This window comes from Streptomyces sp. NPDC087300 (genome assembly GCF_044744425.1).
Classification (GTDB): domain Bacteria; phylum Actinomycetota; class Actinomycetes; order Streptomycetales; family Streptomycetaceae; genus Streptomyces.
Genome location: NZ_JBIUYI010000012.1, coordinates 129,823 through 147,650 on the forward strand (window position 1 = coordinate 129,823; position 17,828 = coordinate 147,650).

The 17,828-nt window shown below is 71.8% G+C and carries 16 protein-coding genes; 11 read left to right on the forward strand and 5 right to left on the reverse strand.

What is annotated here, in order from left to right; translation table 11 throughout:
* Together ACIO9J_RS37905 and ACIO9J_RS37910 are read right to left on the reverse strand one after the other, a co-directional pair.
* Positions 1-378, reverse strand: coding sequence for a hypothetical protein (locus ACIO9J_RS37905; RefSeq protein WP_402009585.1), 378 nt, complete (start codon positions 376-378; stop codon positions 1-3).
* A gap of 5 nt (positions 379-383) precedes the next feature.
* Positions 384-947 carry a barstar family protein gene (locus ACIO9J_RS37910; RefSeq protein ID WP_402009587.1) on the reverse strand — a complete coding sequence of 188 codons (564 nt, stop codon included), beginning with the start codon at positions 945-947 and terminating at the stop codon, positions 384-386.
* Positions 948-1,410: 463 nt separating this feature from the next.
* Between ACIO9J_RS37910 and ACIO9J_RS37915 the strand changes: the two genes are divergently transcribed.
* The 6 genes from ACIO9J_RS37915 to ACIO9J_RS37940 all read left to right on the forward strand — a co-directional run bounded on the left by ACIO9J_RS37915 (position 1,411) and on the right by ACIO9J_RS37940 (position 10,661).
* Positions 1,411-4,458, forward strand: a complete 3,048-nt coding sequence (locus ACIO9J_RS37915; RefSeq protein ID WP_402009589.1) for a BTAD domain-containing putative transcriptional regulator — start codon at positions 1,411-1,413, stop codon at positions 4,456-4,458.
* 85 nt (positions 4,459-4,543) lie between these two features.
* Positions 4,544-5,263 (forward strand): prepilin peptidase, encoded by a 720-nt coding sequence (locus tag ACIO9J_RS37920; RefSeq protein WP_402009591.1) that lies wholly within the window; start codon positions 4,544-4,546, stop codon positions 5,261-5,263.
* Positions 5,264-5,339: 76 nt separating this feature from the next.
* Entirely contained in the window at positions 5,340-6,539 is a 1,200-nt protein-coding gene (mqnC, locus tag ACIO9J_RS37925) for a cyclic dehypoxanthinyl futalosine synthase (protein ID WP_402009593.1), read from the forward strand.
* A 7-nt stretch (positions 6,540-6,546) separates the two neighbouring features.
* Positions 6,547-7,146 carry a hypothetical protein gene (locus ACIO9J_RS37930; protein WP_402009594.1) on the forward strand — a complete coding sequence of 200 codons (600 nt, stop codon included), beginning with the start codon at positions 6,547-6,549 and terminating at the stop codon, positions 7,144-7,146.
* A 171-nt stretch (positions 7,147-7,317) separates the two neighbouring features.
* Positions 7,318-8,013, forward strand: a complete 696-nt coding sequence (locus ACIO9J_RS37935) for a demethylmenaquinone methyltransferase (protein WP_402009596.1) — start codon at positions 7,318-7,320, stop codon at positions 8,011-8,013.
* 164 nt (positions 8,014-8,177) lie between these two features.
* Positions 8,178-10,661: a zinc ribbon domain-containing protein gene (locus tag ACIO9J_RS37940; protein ID WP_402009598.1), complete on the forward strand. Its 2,484-nt coding sequence runs from the start codon at positions 8,178-8,180 to the stop codon at positions 10,659-10,661.
* A gap of 42 nt (positions 10,662-10,703) precedes the next feature.
* On the opposite strand, the gene ACIO9J_RS37945 is transcribed toward ACIO9J_RS37940, so the two are convergent.
* Positions 10,704-11,054, reverse strand: coding sequence for a PASTA domain-containing protein (locus ACIO9J_RS37945; protein WP_402009599.1), 351 nt, complete (start codon positions 11,052-11,054; stop codon positions 10,704-10,706).
* Between the two features lie 46 nt (positions 11,055-11,100).
* Complete coding sequence (locus ACIO9J_RS37950) at positions 11,101-11,634, reverse strand: GNAT family N-acetyltransferase (protein ID WP_402009601.1); 534 nt, start codon at positions 11,632-11,634, stop codon at positions 11,101-11,103.
* Positions 11,635-11,731: 97 nt separating this feature from the next.
* On the opposite strand from ACIO9J_RS37950, the gene ACIO9J_RS37955 reads away from it, so the two are divergent.
* Genes ACIO9J_RS37955 through ACIO9J_RS37965 form a run of 3 tightly spaced genes read left to right on the forward strand, consistent with a single transcriptional unit; the run spans position 11,732 to position 14,139 of the window.
* Positions 11,732-13,018 carry a geranylgeranyl reductase family protein gene (locus tag ACIO9J_RS37955; RefSeq protein ID WP_055543684.1) on the forward strand — a complete coding sequence of 429 codons (1,287 nt, stop codon included), beginning with the start codon at positions 11,732-11,734 and terminating at the stop codon, positions 13,016-13,018.
* The gene (locus tag ACIO9J_RS37960) at positions 13,015-13,761 is read left to right on the forward strand and encodes an IclR family transcriptional regulator (protein ID WP_402009603.1); all 747 of its coding nucleotides are present in this window, start codon (positions 13,015-13,017) and stop codon (positions 13,759-13,761) included. The genes ACIO9J_RS37955 and ACIO9J_RS37960 overlap by 4 nt, the downstream gene beginning before the upstream one ends.
* A gap of 48 nt (positions 13,762-13,809) precedes the next feature.
* Positions 13,810-14,139 (forward strand): putative quinol monooxygenase, encoded by a 330-nt coding sequence (locus tag ACIO9J_RS37965; protein WP_402009605.1) that lies wholly within the window; start codon positions 13,810-13,812, stop codon positions 14,137-14,139.
* A 100-nt stretch (positions 14,140-14,239) separates the two neighbouring features.
* On the opposite strand, the gene ACIO9J_RS37970 is transcribed toward ACIO9J_RS37965, so the two are convergent.
* Entirely contained in the window at positions 14,240-15,061 is an 822-nt protein-coding gene (locus ACIO9J_RS37970) for a C40 family peptidase (RefSeq protein ID WP_402009607.1), read from the reverse strand.
* A 1,828-nt stretch (positions 15,062-16,889) separates the two neighbouring features.
* On the opposite strand from ACIO9J_RS37970, the gene ACIO9J_RS37975 reads away from it, so the two are divergent.
* Both ACIO9J_RS37975 and ACIO9J_RS37980 read left to right on the forward strand, forming a co-directional pair.
* Positions 16,890-17,249, forward strand: coding sequence for an NADH-quinone oxidoreductase subunit A (locus ACIO9J_RS37975; RefSeq protein WP_003992243.1), 360 nt, complete (start codon positions 16,890-16,892; stop codon positions 17,247-17,249).
* 21 nt (positions 17,250-17,270) lie between these two features.
* A complete protein-coding gene (locus tag ACIO9J_RS37980) occupies positions 17,271-17,825 on the forward strand; it encodes an NADH-quinone oxidoreductase subunit B family protein (RefSeq protein WP_031035164.1) in 555 nt (184 codons plus the stop codon).
* Positions 17,826-17,828: the final 3 nt, after the last annotated feature.

Genomic DNA, 17,828 nt, shown 5'->3' on the forward strand with positions numbered 1-17,828 from the left:
CTACTTCCCGCCGTCGCCCTTCCCCTTCTCCTTGGCCTTCTCCTTGCCCGCCTTCACGGAGTCCCTGGCCTGCTTGGCCAGGTCGTCGTCGAGCTTCTTGAACTCGCGTACGACGGCGTCGGAGAGGTCCGCGAGCTGGTCGAGCTGCTGCCCGATGTCCTCGCGCCCGTCCTCCCAGTTGGACTCGAAGTCGTCGAGGGCGTCGTACACGCCGCCGTCGCCGATGTCGTCCTTGTAGGACTCGAAGGTCTTCTTGGTGCGGTTCATGCGGTCCTTCACGGAACGCAGCCGACTGCCGTAGTCGTCGAGGTCGGTGAGTGGGATGGAGAGATCGCTCTTGCCCTTACCGCCCATGGTGATGCCCCCTATGCAGCTCATGCGGCTTATGTAGCTTGCGCGGCGCGCCGGTGCCATTCATCCGGATCGAGCCCGACCACGACGAACCCGTCCCCCGAACTGACGACCAGATCGGGCTGCCGCACTCCGCGCTCGATCCTTTCACGGTCGAACGCGTCGAACTCGAAGACGAAATGCTCGGCGACGGCGGGACGATCCACCGGGAAGCCGTCGAGGTCGACCGCGGAATTCGCCCGGTCCGCACCTTGGCAGAGGACCGAGACGAAAAGGGGGAAGTGCTCCGCTTCGAGCAGAGGATCCGCCCCGCACACGACCCCCGCGACACCGACGCCCCCGGTGACGGCCCCGCACAGGTCGTCCAGACAGTCCACCAGGGCGTCCCAGTTCCTCCCGTAGTACCCGGGAAACGCGAGGCTCTCGGCGAAGGCGCGGTGGATGCCCTGCTCGGTCATGAGATCGACGGCGTCGAACCGATGCACGCGTCCACCCTTCGCCTCCAGGGCGGAGAGCTGCTGGTGGATCTCGGGCGTGCCCTTGGGGACGAAGACGACCCAGGGGGCCGAGGTCCCCGTGACGTCGAAGCCGGTCACTTCTGTGTCTCCCCGCACGGTCCCCCAGAGTTCGGCGCACACGCGGGTGTGTGCAGGTGTGCAGGCGAGAACGAAGCTACCAAGTGGGGTGCGGCGGCAGCAGGGCGCCGGGAGAAGCATCCCGTGGCATCGGGGGTGACGGAAGCGAACGGTCGAAGAGTGCTACGCGAGCGCAGCGATTCCGTGCCGCAACTGTGACGCGCGGGGTGAGGGCGGGCGTCACCTGGGCGGGGATGGGCCTGGAGCGGTCGTGGAGTGGTCGGCGGGGGGCCGGAGAAGGACACAACCGGGCATGGCGAGTCGGGCTTTTGGTGCGGGGAGTTATGAAACGGGCAGGTGGGAGAGGTGATACCGCTGTCTGCCCTTCGGGCCCTTCCGTACCATCGGCTCAGTAGGCTCATGCCACCGATCAGAAACCACCGTCACCATCCACTCCTCACCACAGGACACCAGGACACCCGCCATGGCGCGCAGCACTTCACGTTCGACGGGCGGCGGCCCGCCGAATCCGCAGTCTCCGCGGAACAGGACGCCGCAGCCCCTGCCGGGGCGCAGGCGTTCCTTCGGGGACTTCGTCAAGGCGTTCTTCGCCTTCGTCGCGTTGGCCGTGCTGCTCGTCGGCGTGCCCGGAGCGCTCGCGTACTTCGTGGGGTGGCCGCTGCCCGGCGGCGCGCCCTCGCTGGACTGGCTGCAGCAGGAGATCACGGTCAACACGTTCATCAACGTGCTGACCGTCGTCGTCTGGCTCGCCTGGGCGCAGTTCACCGCCTGTGTGCTCGTGGAGATAAAGGCCGCCTTCTCCGGCGTCGGCATTCCCGGCCGGGTGCCGGGCGCGGGCGGCAGTCAGCTGCTCGCCCGCCAACTGGTCGCCGCCCTGCTCCTGGTGGGCGCCACGGCCGCCAGCTTCGCGCCGGGGCTCTCGCAGTTCGGGCAGTCCCTTGAGGGCAATCAGAAGCCCGCGACCGCCGCCTCCGCCCACCAGACCCCCGGGCTCTTCGGGCAGGAGCAGCAGCAGGCGGGGAGCGCCGCCGACGCGCTCGCCGCGCAGGCCGACCAGGCCGCCGCGCACGCCGACGGCGGCAGCGGTGCCAAGGCGGGGGACACGAAGTACTACCGGATCCAGCCGCCCGAGGGGCGCCACCACGACTCCCTGTGGGAGGTCGCGGAGCGGCACCTGGGCGACGGGCGCAGGTACAAGGAGATCTACCAGCTCAACAAGGACCGCGAGCAGCCCGACGGTTCGCGGCTCTCCGAGGCGAGCCTCATCCGGCCCGGCTGGATCATGGAGATGCCCGCGGACGCGCACGGCGGCGAGATCGTCGAGATGCCCGACGAGGCGCCCGAGGTCTCCAAGGACGTGCAGGAGCAGATCTCCGACTACTCGAAGTCCGGCGACCACCAGCAGGGCGGCGGAGAGCAGGGCGAGCAAGGCGGGGAGCAGGGTGGCAGTGGTCACCAAGGTGGTGGCGGCTCCGTCGACCGCGACACCGCGCACATCTCCCTGCCCGAGCAGCGCCCCGCGGGCGACGGCCAGGGCGGTCAGGGCAAGGGACAGCAGGGGCAGCACCAGACCCCCGCCGCCACCGGCGCCTCCGACGACTCCTCCTTCGGGCTTCCCGAGGCCCTCCTCGGCGCGCCCCTGCTCGCCGCCGGACTGCTCCTCGCGCTCGGCCGCCGCCGTCGGCACGCCCTGTGGCAGTCCGCCATGGGCGCGACCGGCGGTGGCCGCGGCATGCAGCCGCCGACGCCGACCGGTGACGCCGCCGACGTGCAGGACGCGCTGCTCGTGGGCGCCGACCCCGAGGGCGTACGCCTGCTCGACCTCTCGCTGCGCGGCCTCGCCGCCTCCCTCGCGGAGGAGAACCGCGCCCTGCCGACCGTGTACGCGGCGTGGCTGAGCAACGGCGACCTGCACCTCCAGCTCGCGCAGCCCGCGGGACGCCCGCCCGCCCCCTGGCAGTTGGGGCAGGACCAGACGTTCTGGATGCTGGCGCGCACCGACGCCGAGCGGTACGAGGACGTCGACACCGCGGCGCCCTACCCGGGGCTCGTCAGCCTCGGCACCCTCGACGACTCGCGGCTCCTGCTCAACCTGGAGTCCGTGCCCGGCATCGTCTCGCTGAGCGGCAGCGAGGCCGACCGCGCCGCCGTCTTCGCCTCGGTCGCCGCCGAGCTGGCCACCAACGGCTGGTCGGACCGGATGACCATCACCGTCGTCGGCTTCGGCCAGGACCTCACCCCGCTCGCGCCCAACCGGCTGCGCCACCTCGAGGACGTCGAGGCGCTCATCGAGACCATGGAGGCCGAGACCAGGCAGCGGCGCGGCGCGCTCGGCGCCGCGGGCCACGACTCGGTGCTCACCGGCCGTACGGGCCCGGCCCAGCACACCCGTTGGGCCCCGCACCTGGTGCTGCTCGCCGCCGAGCCGGGCCCGGAGGACGCGGTCAAGCTCGCCGAGCTCGCCGCCGACGCCAGCAGGCTCGGCATCGGCTACCTGGTCGGCACCGAGTCCGGCGACCTGCCGGGTGCCGCCTGGGAGATGGAGATCACCCGCGCGGGCAAGCTGCTCGCCCCGCTGCTCGGGCTCGAACTGGAGGCCCAGGCGCTGCCCGAGGCCCAGCAGCGCGCCGTCGTGCGGCTCTTCAGCGAGGCCGACCCGGAGAGCGCCGGTGCCGGCGGCGGTCCGGACGGGGGCGCGCCCGCCGTGGCCCCGCCGTTCCTCGTCGACGTCACCGAGCAGGGGCGGCCCGCGGTCTACGCCCGCCTCGTCGGTACGTACGAGATCATCGGCCTGGACGCGCCGGACGGCGAGCGCAGCCCGCTGATGCACGAGGCGCTCGCCCTGCTGCTCCTGCACCGCGAGGGCGTGCACCCCCGGGTGCTCGCCTCCGCGCTGTGGCCGCGCGGCGTCACCGACGACGTGCGGGACGCGCTCGTGGACCGGCTGCGCGAGTGGCTCGGCACCGAGCCCGACGGATCGCCCCGCCTGCGCGCCGACCGGACCGGGCGGCTCACGCTCGCCAAGTCAGTCGTCTCCGACCTGGACGTACTGCGCTCGCTCTACCACGAGGCCACGCAGGGGCGCGGCGCGGGCAACCGTGCCGTGCGCGGGCGGATGCTCACCGACGCGCTCGTCCTGGTGCGCGGGCCGCTGCTCGCCGACCGGCCGCAGGGCCGGTACGCCTGGCTCACGCACGAGATCATCGACGCGCAGCTGCCGCTGCTCGTCGCCGACATCGGTCTCGCCCTCTCCGAGTTCCACCTGGAGAAGGGGCGCGCGGAGAAGGCGATCGAGGCGCTGAACGCCGCGTTGGGCTCCGCGCCGGGCGATGAGCGGCTCTGGAAAGAGCTGCTGCGCGCGACGCACGCCACGGAGGACCCGGCCCGCCTGCAGCAGGTCGCCGCCGATCTGGTCACCCGGAGCGGTGCGCGCGGGCTGCCGCCCAGGACCGAGGCGTTGCTGGACGAGTTGTTGCCCACCTGGCGCAGCGGCCTCACCGCGGTGAGCTAGCGCCTCGGTCACCGGTGCTCGGCACCGGGGGTCGTGCCCACCCGTTCCGCCGTGCGGAACGCCTGCCCACAACAGGAAGCCCCTCTTGTCGCTGATCCTCGTCCTCGGCGGTGCCCTCTGGGGCGCCCTCGTCGGGACGCTCGTGCCGCGCGCCGCCCACCGGCTGTCCGTACCGCCGGAGAAGGCGTGGCGGACCGAGACGCCGAGCGGGCAGCCGCTCGGCTCGTGGGTCGGCCTCGCCCGGAGCCCGGAGGGCGACTGGTACGGGCCCCGTACCTTCGTCGTCGCCCCGGCCACCGCCCTCGTCTGCGCCGCGCTCGCGCTCACCACGGGGGCGCGGCCCGAGCTCGGGGTCTGGCTGCTGCTCGCGCCCTTCGGCGTGCTGCTCGCCGTCGTCGACTTCACCGTGCACCGGCTCCCCGACGTCCTGACGCTGCCGCTCGCGGGCGCCGCGCCGCTGCTGCTCGGGGGCGCCGCGCTGCTGCCCGAGCACGGTGGCTCGTGGCCGGGCGCGGTGTACGGGGCGCTCGCGCTGGCCGGCGCGTACTTCGTGCTCTTCCTCATCAACCCCAACGGCATGGGCTTCGGCGACGTGAAGCTCGCGCTGTGCCTGGGGGCGGTGCTCGGCTGGTACGGGTGGGGCTCGCTGCTGCTCGGCACCTTCGCCGGTTTCCTGCTGGCCGCGCTGTACGGCGGGGCGCTGGTGATCGCCCGCCGCGCCGGACGCAAGACGGCGATCCCCTTCGGGCCCTTCCTGCTCGGCGGCGCGTTCGTGGGCCTGCTCATCGGGTCGTACGCGGCCTGAGCCCGCGTCGGAGGCACAAAGCCCCTGGCGTACGCTGGCATGGCCCGTCCACAACCCTTACGAAAGGGACGCCCCGGTGACCGAGAAGGCCGACCTTCAGTCCGTCCTCGACCGTGCCGCCGCAGGTGGGCGGATCACCCCGGAAGAGGCGCTCGACCTCTACCGTGACGCCCCGCTGCACGCGCTCGGCGCCGCCGCCGACGCCGTGCGCCGCCGCCGCTACGCGGGCACCGAGCACATCGCGACGTACATCATCGAGCGGAACATCAACTACACGAACGTCTGCGTGACGGCGTGCAAGTTCTGCGCGTTCTACGCCGCCCCGAAGGACACCAAGAAGGGCTGGAGCCGCGACCTCGACGACATCCTGCGCCGCTGCGCGGAGACCGTCGAGCTGGGCGGCACCCAGATCATGTTCCAGGGCGGCCACCACCCGGACTACGGCGTGGAGTACTACGAGAAGCACTTCGCCGCGATCAAGAAGGACTTCCCGCAGCTGGTCATCCACTCCCTCGGCGCGTCCGAGGTCGAGCACATGGCCCGGATCTCCAAGGTGTCGGTGGAGGAGGCGATCCAGCGCATCAACGCGGCGGGCCTCGACTCCTTCGCGGGCGCGGGCGCCGAGCTGCTGCCCGCCCGTCCGCGCAAGGCCATCGCCCCGCTCAAGGAGTCCGGCGAGCGCTGGCTGGAGATCATGGAGATCTCCCACAACCTGGGCGTGGAGTCCACCTCCACCATGCTCATGGGCACCGGCGAGACGAACGCCGAGCGCATCGAGCACCTGCGGATGATCCGCGACGTACAGGACCGGACGGGCGGCTTCCGGGCCTTCATCCCGTACACGTACCAGCCCGAGAACAACCACCTCAAGGGCCGCACCCAGGCGACGATCTTCGAGTACATCCGCATGATCGCGATCGCCCGGATCTTCCTCGACAACGTGGCGCACATCCAGGGCTCCTGGCTGACCACCGGCAAGGAGGCGGGCCAGCTCACGCTGCACTACGGCGCGGACGACCTCGGCTCGGTGATGCTGGAGGAGAACGTGGTCTCCTCGGCCGGCGCCAAGCACCGCAACAACCTGCGCGAGATGATCGAGATGATCCGCACGGCGGACCGCGTCCCGGCCCAGCGCGCCACGACGTACGAGCACCTCGTCGTGCACGACGACCCGGCGAACGACCCCGTCGACGACCGCGTCGCCTCGCACATCTCCTCCACGGCGATCGAGGGCGGCACGGCCCACCCCGAGCTGAAGCTCCTCACCGCCAACTGAGGCCCTGTTGCTGACACTTCACGTCGCCGAGCACTCTCCGGAGACGGCGGTCCTGGCCGACGGCGCGACCATCGCCGCCGTCGGCCCCCACCAGGAGCTGGCCGCCGCGCACCCCTCGGCCCGGGTCCGGCGCTGGCCCGGCATCCTGACGCCCGGCCTGCTCAACCCGTACGGCCCCGAGCTCCTTGAGGCCACGTACCACCCGGACCCCCGGGAGGCCGACGAGCTGGGCACCGGCCCCATCGGCGGCGAGCGCGCGGCGGCGATCTTCCGCGCCGACCCGTCCCGCCTGAGCGCCAGCGCCCGCCGCGGCGTGCAGCGGATGCTGGCGCACGGCACGGTGGCGGTCGCGGGCGAACTGCGCGCCCGCCCCGTGATGGACGCGGTGGGCAGAGCGGGCCTCGCGGTGGCCCAACGCCCCCCGCGACTGCCGGGCCCCCCTTCCCTCTCCCCGACCCCGCTGGTCCTGCTCCCGCCCCTGGCGGAGGGCGCCCCGGCGAGGTTCGCGGTCTTCGACGTACAGAACAGGGCCGAGCTGGTGGCACGCGGCGCGTCCACCTGCGTGGCGACGGTGATCGCGGGCCGCCTGCTGTACAGGGCCCGCTAGAAGGGCGACGTCAGCGGGGCGCCCCGTTTTAAGGGGCGCGGGGAACTGCGCGAGCAACCCAAGACAACCCGCACCCGCCAACGAACAGGTCACGGCAGACGCGACAGCGAAACGCCCGCCGCAGGCGAAGCCCCCCGCCAACAGGGAGCCACGGCCTGACACAATGGGAAAGTGACCCGCGCCTCCCTAGAAAAGCAGCCGCACGAAGTCGCCTCGATGTTCGACGATGTGGCGGAACGCTACGACCTCACCAACGACGTACTCTCCCTCGGCCAGGCCCGCCTCTGGCGCAAGGAGGTCGCCAAGGCGGTCGACGCCCGCCCCGCGCAGAAGGTCCTCGACCTCGCCGCGGGCACCGCCACCTCCTCGCAGCCGTTCGTGCGGGCCGGCGCGTACGTCGTCCCGTGCGACTTCTCGCTCGGCATGCTCGCGGTCGGCAAGAAGCGCCACCCGTGGATGCCGTTCACCGCGGGCGACGGGACGAAGCTGCCGTTCAAGGACGACACCTTCGACGCCGTGACCATCTCCTTCGGGCTGCGCAACATCCAGGACACGGGCGCCGCGCTGCGCGAGCTGTACCGCGTGACGAAGCCCGGCGGCCGCGTCGTGATCTGCGAGTTCTCGCACGCGACGTGGGGCCCGTTCCGGACGGTCTACGAGGAGTACCTGATGCGGGCGCTGCCGCCGGTCGCGCGCGCAGTGTCGTCGAACCCGGACGCGTACGTCTATCTCGCCGAGTCGATCCGCAGCTGGCCCGACCAGCCCGCGCTGGCCGCGCTGCTCCAGGACGCGGGCTGGTCGAAGGTGGCGTGGCGCAACCTCACGGGCGGCGTGGTGGCGCTGCACCGCGGGTTCAAGCAGGCCTGATCAAGGGCTCTTCGTAACGCTCCAGTTGAGACTGAGGATCCCGCGCCCATGGGAACCGGTCACCGGGCAAGATGTGTCCGTTGATACGACCCGGCTTTTTCTTTATGCGGTTCTTACGGGTCGGTCCTTCTCGCTGGTGATCTCTGGACTGACGGAGCGTTTCGATGGCGTCCACTTGCCCACACTGCGGGGCCCCCGCTCCCGATGAGGCCCGCTTCTGCATGAAGTGCGGACGCGAACGCGCTCCCGAGCCGGCGGCCGCACCCACCGCGCCCCCGCCGCCCGCCTACGTCCCCGCGACCGGTCCCGTCACCCCGTCACCCGTCGGTGCCTTCTTCGGCCGTACGTTCCGTGGGGACTGGGCCGGTGCCGTGCGGGCCGCCGTGTGGCCGCTCGTGCTGCTGCTCGTCGGGGCGGTCGCGCTGGCGAGTCCGTCGTACGGGCAGGACGACGAGGTGGTCGTCGGATTCGTCGACCGGCTGCGGGTCAGCCTCGCGCTGCTGCTCCAATCCGTGGGCGGCGGCTTCGAGTTGTCGGGCCACGAGCAGCGGCCGGCCTTCGGCGGCACGACGGACCTCGGCTCGGGCTCGTCGGACCAGGTGCTCCAGGGCACCGCGTCGCTGCACTTCGTCCCGCTGACCGTGACCGCGCTGTGGATCGTGGCGCTCCTCATCGGCGTACGCGTCCTGCGCACCAGGATCCTGACGCGCGCCGGTGCGGGGGCCGGTGCCACCGCGCCCGGCGGCACTGCGGGGCTCGAAGCCGCCGTCCGCGTCACGCTCCTGGTGACCGCCGGCGTGCTCGCGCTCGCGCTCTTCGCGCAGCCCGACATCATGAGCGTCGAGGTCTCGTCGTCCCCGGTGCTCGCCGCGCTCGGCGCCCTGCTGCTCGGATTCGTCGTCTCCTACGGGGTGTTGCACCGCGACGACCTCGCGCACCGGCTCGCCGCACGGCCCGGCGCGCAGGCCGCCGTCCGCGCCGCGGGCACCGCGCTGCGCGCCCTCGTCGTCGTCCTGGTGCTCTGCTCGGTCGTCGCCTTCATCAGCCTCGCCCAGGTCGACGACCTGGGCGAACTCACCGACCTCGACGACTCGGACATCTCGCCGCTCCTGGTCGCGCTGCTCCTCCTGCCGAACCTCGCGGTCACCGCGCTCGGCATCGGCTGGGGCGCGTCGGCCGAGGCGTCGGTGAGCGGCGGCAGTTCGATGTACGGCGGGAGCCAGGAGAGCGGCTCCTTCGGGCTCGCCGAACTGGGCGACGTCACCAACGACTGGGCGATCGTGGGCGCGCTGGCGCTCGGCCTGGTCTGCGCGCTGGCCGTCGGCGTCATCGCGGCGCGGCGCGGTCCGGGCCGCCGCGGCGAGCAGTTCCTCGCCGCCGGTCTCTTCTTCGGGCTCGTCCTGCTGCTCGCCGGGTTCAGCGGATTCGGCGTCGAGGCGTCCGGGGACGGCGGCATCGGCGGGGGTTCGGAGTTCGGCGGGATCAGTGGCAACGGCACGGTGGAGACGGGGATCAGCGTCCCCGAGGTCCTGCTGTTCGGGATGCTGTGGCTCGCGGCGGCGACGTTTCTCGCGCCGTTCCTGTTGCAGATGGCGGGGGAGCGGGCGCTTCCCGCCCACCCGGCGGCCCCTGCCGCCGACCCGGCGGCGCCTGCCGCCGACCCGGCGGCGCCTGCCGCCGACCCGGCGGCGCCTGCCGCCGACCCGGCGGCGCCTGCCGCCGACCCGACGGCGCCTACCGTTCACCCGGCGGCGCCTGCCGTGCCCGGGGCGCTGCCCGCTCCTTCGTACGCGCCCACACTCTCACCCGAGGCCGCACCGACCCCGCCGCCCGGCGCCGCGCCCGTGCCCGCCGTCTTCCACGACCCCGGTGCCTTCCACCTCGGTCAGCGGCCGCCAGCCCCCAACTCCCGTGGCAGCGCGGGCATCTGGGTCGCCACGATCGCCGGGGCCCTGGTCATCGGCGGCGGCGCCGCGGCCGGGATCCTGTTCTGGCAGGACGGCGGCGACGACAAGACGGACGGCGCGGCCAAGGACGCCAAGTCGTCGGCGAGCCAGTCCCCTTCCCCGCAGCCGAGCCCGGTGGCGTCCGGCGCGACGGGCAGCCCGGAGCCCGACAGCAGCGGGGCCTCGGCCAGTTCGGGGAGTTCCGACGGCTCGGGCGGTCTCGGCGTGGTGAACGTCCCCGATGGCTCCGAGATCATGCGGGACCCCGAAGGGTTCTCCTTCGCGGCGCCGGCCGGCTGGCGCAGGGAGCCCGTGGACCCGCAGCGCCCGGGGCAGATCACGTACGCCGGTTCGACCGGGCGCGAGGAGTTCCTCGTCGGCGTCGTCACGGACGCGCCCTACACCTCGTACGAGAACTTCCTGAACATCGAGAAGCACACCAAGTCGGCCCCGGACAAGTCCGACTACCAGCGCGTCCGGCTGGAGCGGAACACCTTCCAGGGGCGGTCCGGCGCGATCTGGGAGTACACCTACACGGACGGGTCGGACCGCACGATCCACGCCATCGACCAGAGCTACATCGCGGAGAACGGCACGGAGTATGCGATCCAGTTCTCCTGGCGCGAGGACTTCCTGCCGGCCGGTGAGGGCGCCAAGACGCATCAGACGGCGCTGGACACCTGGCGGCTGATCAGCGACTGAGGCTGCCGGAGACCGGTCCCCGGCCCGGCGTTCCGGCGGCGCTCACGGCGCCGCCGTCACCTCGGGGCCCGGCTCGTCCAGTTCCCTGCGCAGCGCACCGCCGTCCGGCGGCCCCGGTCGGCGCGGCTCACGCACTCCCGCGCCGCCCTCGCCCTCGCCGGGACCCAGGTCGAACCAGACGGTGACGGCCGCGCCGTGCGGCACCCACGCGTCGGGCGGCGGGTACTGGCGTACGACGTGGTCGAGCACGACGTCGTGGAAGCCGGGGCGGTCGGGCGCCACGAGCCGCACGCCGTACCGCGCGGCGGCCTCGCGCGCGTCCATGGCCATCAGGCCGACCAGTCGCGGCACGCGCACGTCGGGCGGCTCGGGCGGATTGGGCACGGACGTCACCCCCTGCGGGTACCGGCAGGTCCCCGGTACCCGCAGGGTAGACCCGCTACAGGGCGAGCCGGAAGCAGTGCGCCACCCGCCGGGGTTCCGGGTCGCCGGGCGCCCACGGGGTGGTGAACGTCTCGGCGAGCTCCATGCCGATCCGCCGGGTGACCGCGATGGAGCGCTCGTTGCCCGAGCGGATCATCGCCACCACGCTCGGCACCCCCACGGCACGCAGCCGTTCGACCGTCGCCTGCGCCGCGGCGGTCGCGTACCCCTTGCCCCAGGCCGCGCGGCCGAGCCGCCAGCCGATCTCGATCTCACCCGTCGGACCCCAGTCGCGGGGCCACGGCTGGGCGCCGGTGAAGCCGATCGGCTCACCGTCCGCGTCCAGCAAGGTCCACAGGCAGTAGCCCAGTTCGGCGTCGTGTCTGCGCTGGCGCGCGGTCAGCTCCTCGTACATGGAGAGCTCCGCGGACGTGCCGCCGAAGAACTCCATGACCTCCGGGTCGTCGAAGAGCCGGTGCCAGGCGACGGCGTCCTCATGGGTGGGAACCCGCAGGTGCACGGCGGGCAGGGTCGCTGTCTGGTCGCTCACGTGTGGCCCTTCGGCTGGCTGATCGGTACCGCCTCATAGACTGCCCATATCCCGTGCCGGTCGGCACAATGATTTCGAGCCTTGGGGAGAACCCGCCGTGACCGAGCCCCTCTCCGAACACTCCGCGGACGTCATCGTCGTCGGCGCCGGGCCCGCAGGGTCGACGACGGCGTACTACCTGGCCAAGGCCGGGCTCGACGTGCTGCTCCTGGAGAAGACCGCGTTCCCGCGGGAGAAGGTCTGCGGCGACGGCCTCACGCCCCGCGCCACGAAGCAGCTCGTGTCCATGGGAATCGACATCTCCGAAGAGGCGGGCTGGCTCAGGAACAAGGGCCTGCGCATCATCGGCGGTGGCATGCGCCTCCAGCTCGATTGGCCGGATCTCGCCTCTTACCCGGACTACGGCCTGGTCCGCAAGCGCGACGACTTCGACGAGCAGCTCGCCCGGCAGGCGCAGAAGGCGGGCGCCCGCCTGCACGAGCGCTGCAACGTGGGCGAGCCGATCATCGACGACCGCACCGGCCGCGTCACCGGTGTGCACGCCAAGCTCGGCGAGGAGAAGACCCCGGTCACCTTCCACGCCCCGCTCGTCGTCGCGGCCGACGGCAACTCCTCGCGGATCTCGCTCGCCATGGGCCTGCACCGGCGCGAGGACCGCCCGATGGGCGTCGCCGTACGGACGTACTTCACCTCGCCCCGCCACGACGACGACTACCTGGAGTCCTGGCTGGAGCTGTGGGACCGGCGCGGACCCGGCGAGGACCGGCTGCTTCCCGGCTACGGCTGGATCTTCGGCATGGGCGACGGCACCTCCAACGTGGGCCTCGGCATCCTCAACTCCTCCAAGGCCTTCCGCGAGCTGGACTGGCGCGAGGTCCTCAAGGCGTGGTGCGCCTCGATGCCGGAGGACTGGGGCTACACCCCCGAGAACATGACGATGCCGATCCGCGGCGCCGCCCTGCCGATGGCCTTCAACCGCCAGCCGCACTACACCAAGGGCCTGCTCCTGGTCGGCGACGCGGGCGGCCTGGTCAACCCGTTCAACGGCGAGGGCATCGCGTACGCCATGGAGTCCGGCCAGATCGCGGCCGACGTCATCGTGCAGGCACACGCGCGTGCCACCCCCGCCCAGCGCGAACTGGCGCTGCAGAACTACCCGCAGACCCTGAAGGACGTCTACGGCGGCTACTACACGCTGGGCCGCGCCTTCGTGAAGCTCATCGGCAACCCGAAGGTCATGAAGATCGCCACCCAGCGCGGTCTGACCCACCCGATCCTGATGAAGTTCACGCTGAAGATGCTCGCCAACCTGACCGACCCGACGGGCGGCGACGCGATGGACCGGATCATCAACGGACTGAGCAAGGTGGCTCCGAAGGCGTGACCCAGGAGCACGGCGGCCCCGCTTCGGTGGACCGGGCGCTCGACCTCTTGGAGGCGGTCGCCCGGTCCTCCCGGCCCGTCGGCGCCAAGGCGCTCGCCGCCGAACTGGGCTGTGCCCTCTCGACCGTGTACCACCTGCTCGCCCCGCTCACCGCGCGCGGCCATCTGGCGCGCACCCCGGACGGCTTCGCGCTCGGCCCGCGCGTGCCCGCCCTGTACCGCTCCTTCCAGCGGCACGCGGGGGTCGACGCGGGCACTCGCAAGCTGCTGCTCGGCGTACGCAGGGCAGCGGGCGCCCACGCCTACCTCAGCGCCCGCAGGGGCGGCCGGATCGCGGTCGTCGACAGCACCACGGCCGTACTGGCCGACGGCTCCGACCCGTTCGAGGTCGGCGTCGACCAGGGCGCGCACGCCACCGCCCACGGCAAGGTGCTGCTCGCCTCGCTGGGCAGGCCGGCCAGGCGGCGCTATCTGGACGAGCACGGCCTGCCGCGCCTGACCGAGCACACCATCACGAGCCCCGACCGGTTCGAGGCCGAGCTGCGCCGGGTGCGGGCAGCGGGCGTCGCGGTGTCGGTGGGGGAGACGGACCCGGCGTACACCTGTGTGGCCGTACCGCTCGACGACGGGGCGCGGGCGCTCTCGGTGTCCCTGCCGACCGCCGAGTTCCGCGGGCGGCGCGGGGAGTTGGCCGGGGTCCTCACGCGGGCCGCGCGGCGCGGTTTTCCGGCAGCGTCGGAATAGCGGCCCGGCGCGCTTGCCGCCGCCCCGGAGCGGGCGGACGCTGGCCGCATGATTTTCATCGCCGTCAAGTTCACCGTCCGCCCCGAGCACAGCGACAGCTGGATCGAGCGGACCGCCGCATTCACCGCCGCCACGCGCGCGGAGCCGGGCAACGTCTTCTTCGAGTGGTCCCGCTCCGTCGAGGACCCGAACCAGTTCGTGCTCCTGGAGGCGTTCGCCGACGGGGACGCGGGCGCCGCGCACGTCGGCTCCGACCACTTCAAGGCCGGCCTGGAGACGATGAGCGGGCTCATCGCCTCGGTGCCGCAGATCGTGAACACCGAGATCGAGGGCAGCGGTTGGTCCGAGATGGCGGAGCTGTCGCCGAAGAACGACTGAGGAATACCCGGGGGACGGCTGGGAAGCCGCCTCAGGGCATGCCGAGGGCCGGAACCCCTCCAGGGGGGTTCCGGCCCTCGGTCGTGGCTCTAAGGGGCCGTCAGAGGACGCGCACGGCGCCCGAGGCCGGGTAACCCGACAGGTCCTGGATGACAACGCCCTTGCCGGGGTTGGCGGCGTCCAGGTACTGGCCGTTACCGATGTACACACCGACGTGGTACGCGGAGCCCTTGCCGCCCCAGTACAGGATGTCGCCGACCTGGAGGTTCGAGGTGCCGACCTCGGTGCCCATCGTCGACTGGTCCTGCGAGACGCGCGGAAGGTCCACACCCGCCTGCTTGAACGCGGCCTGCACGAGGCTGGAGCAGTCCCAGGCGTTGGGGCCCGAGGCACCCATCACGTAGGCGTCGCCGAGCTGCGCCTTGAGGAAGCTGATGACCGAGCCGACGCTGCCGCTGGCCGGGGCGACCGAGTCGGAGGAGCTCGCGGAGGAGCCGCCGCCGGACTGCGTGGACAGGCTGGTGCGCTCGGCCGAACGCGAGGCGCGCTCCTGCTCCGCCTTCTTCTTGGCGGCGGCCTCGGCCTTGCGCTTGGCCTCGGCCTTCTTCTCGGCCTGCGCCTGGTCTTCCCTGGCCTGCTTGGCGGCCTTGGAGGCGGCGGCGTCCTGCTCGGCGCGCGACTCGTAGGAGTCGGCGGCCTGCTGGGTGACGTCGGCGGACTGCGCGATCTGGGCGGACAGATCGGCGGTGAGCGTGGGCATCTCGATGGTCTCGGACACCGGCTCGGCCGCGTTCGCCGTACCGGCCGCCGCGGCCACTGCCAGGGTGCTGAGGACGCCACCGGCAACTCCGGCGCGCAGGGCGACCTTCGTGGCGCTGCGACGGGGCTTCCGGTGGCTGGGTATGTGAGCGGTGTGGGACATGAGACCAACCGCTATCAGGGACTCAGGGTTCCCTTCAAGAAACGTGTCCTGCGCCACAGTTGCCCGGAGCGCGGCTGAATCCCGGGCGTGTCGCTCTTTATTGACGCCGTAACGGGCAATGCGGACACGGTCGATCACGCCTGTGATCATGGGTTTTCCGTGATACGTCCGAATTGCCCTCGGTCTACCACCCGTTGAGGCGGTTGGCCAAGCCCGGTTTATTCGACGCGAGAGCCTCTGTGGCACAGGTCACACCTCGACCCTCACGGGGGTCTCCCTGAGACCTGGCTGAGACCTCCCTGAGATCTCCCGGAGTTTTCGGGTGCCCTCTGTGGTGATTTCGAACCACTGGGAGGGAGTGAGGGAGGCGTGCCGGACGTGAAGAAGCGGCGAAGCCGCCGCGGCTTCGTTCACGTGTCCTCTGGCCTGCTGGCCGGCTCGCTGCCTTGCCGCGCTGCCGCGCCCCCCCCTCGCCCTCTCGCCGCGATCTGCCTTGCTTGAGGCCGTCTTCGTCTGGCGGGCGTTCTGTGGGCTGCCCTCTTCGGCTGGCGGGAGGGCGGTACGGCCCGCTTCGCCCGGTGGGCGTTGTGTGGGCTCTCCTCTTCGTCTGGCGGGCGCCCAGCGCGGCCCTCATCGCCGGGCGTGCGCCTCGCGGGCTGTCCTCTTCGTTCGGCGTGCGCGCGGTGTGGCCCGCTCCGCCGGGTGGGCGTTCCGCGGGCTGGCCGTCCGCTCCGCCTGATGTGCGCCGCGCGCCGTCCTCGTCGCCTGGCGGGTGTCCGGCGCGCCGTCCTCTTCATCCACCGCGCGTCCCGCGCGCAGTCTGCTTCGTCCGCCGTGCGTCGCTCATGCCGTCCGCCGCGCTCGCCGTGCGTCCTGCCCGCCGCCCGCGTCCCCTTGTCGCGCGCTCCGCTCGCTGCCATCTCCCTGCCGTGCGTCCAGCCCGGTGCCGCTTCGCCTGCCGTGCGTCCCGCATGCCGCCCGCCTCACCGATCGCGCGTCCCGGGCCCGCCCCTTCTCCCACTGCGCGACCCGCGCGCTGTCCCCTTCGCCTGCCGCTCGCCCAGCCCGCCGTTCACCTCAACGCCGCCCGTCCAGCGCGCAGTCCTCTGCGCCCGCCACTCGCCCCGCGCCGCTGTCCGCCGCGCCCGCCACCCGTATCGCGGGTGGACCCCGCCACCCGCCCCGCGCGGCGACCCCGCCCCCGCCACCCGCCTCGCGCGCGAGCCCCTTCACCCGCCGCCCGCAGGGACGGCCTCTTCACCCGCTGCCCGCCGGGACGCCTGCCTCACCAACAGCCCGCCGGGACGGCCGACTCACCCGCGGCCCGTCGGGACGACCACGTCACCCGCAGCCCGTCGGGACGGCCACGTCACCCGTCGCCCGCCGGGACGGCGATCTCACCCGCCGCCCACCCGTTCGTGAATCGGCGCACGCGTCCACATCCGTCCACACCTCTCCCGCCAAAGTGTGAACGCGGCTCCTCTATCAAGCGATCCCGTCCAGCGCCAATTTGCCTGTGAGTCGCCTGGCTTGATAGGGCGGCACGCCCTCGACCAGGGGTAACTCGCCAAGTTGTCACCACTAGTGATCACTCAGGCGCTTCGCGTACGAAGATCACCGCTCATCCGACTTCATGATCCTTCGTCAGGTGGTGGAGATCACAAAGCCGTTGTCGCACCCCGTGTCGCAGATCACAGACCGCCGGGCATAAGATGCGGGGCAGTTGGGCTTGTGACCTGCTTCACATGTACGCGATCTTCGATGGGATTCAGGGCATCGGTCCGACGCAACCGCCAACAGTCAGTGCCGACTGAGAGGAGCGAGGAGCGTGAACGCCTATGCGCCCATCCTCGTGCTGGGAGCCCTCGGGGCAGGCTTTGCGATCTTCTCCGTGGTCATGGCCACGCTTATCGGTCCAAAGCGGTACAACCGAGCCAAGCTCGAGGCGTACGAGTGCGGCATCGAGCCGACACCGACGCCGGCCGGTGGTGGGCGATTCCCCATCAAGTACTACCTGACGGCGATGCTCTTCATCGTCTTCGACATCGAGATCGTCTTCCTCTATCCCTGGGCCGTCACCTTCGACGCGCTCGGGATTTTCGGGCTCGTGGAGATGCTGCTCTTCGTGCTCACCGTCTTCGTCGCCTACGCGTACGTATGGCGGCGCGGCGGCCTGGAATGGGACTAAAGGTCTGAGGGGCCAAAGAGCATGGGACTCGAAGAGAAACTGCCGAGCGGATTTCTGCTGACCACCGTCGAACAAGCCGCGGGCTGGGTGCGCAAGTCATCCGTCTTCCCGGCCACGTTCGGCCTCGCGTGCTGCGCCATCGAGATGATGACGACGGGCGCCGGGCGGTACGACCTGGCGCGCTTCGGCATGGAGGTCTTCCGCGGTTCACCGCGCCAGGCGGACCTGATGATCGTGGCCGGCCGGGTGAGCCAGAAGATGGCGCCGGTGCTGCGGCAGGTCTATGACCAGATGCCCAACCCCAAGTGGGTGATCTCCATGGGGGTTTGCGCCTCATCGGGTGGGATGTTCAACAATTACGCGATTGTGCAGGGTGTGGACCACGTTGTCCCCGTTGACATCTATTTGCCCGGTTGTCCGCCGCGCCCCGAGATGCTGATGGACGCGATTCTCAAGCTCCACCAGAAGATCCAGGGCTCCAAGCTCGGCGTGAACGCGGAAGAAGCGGCCCGAGAGGCGGAGGAGGCGGCCCTCAAGGCGCTCCCCACCATCGAGATGAAGGGGCTGCTGCGGTGAGCG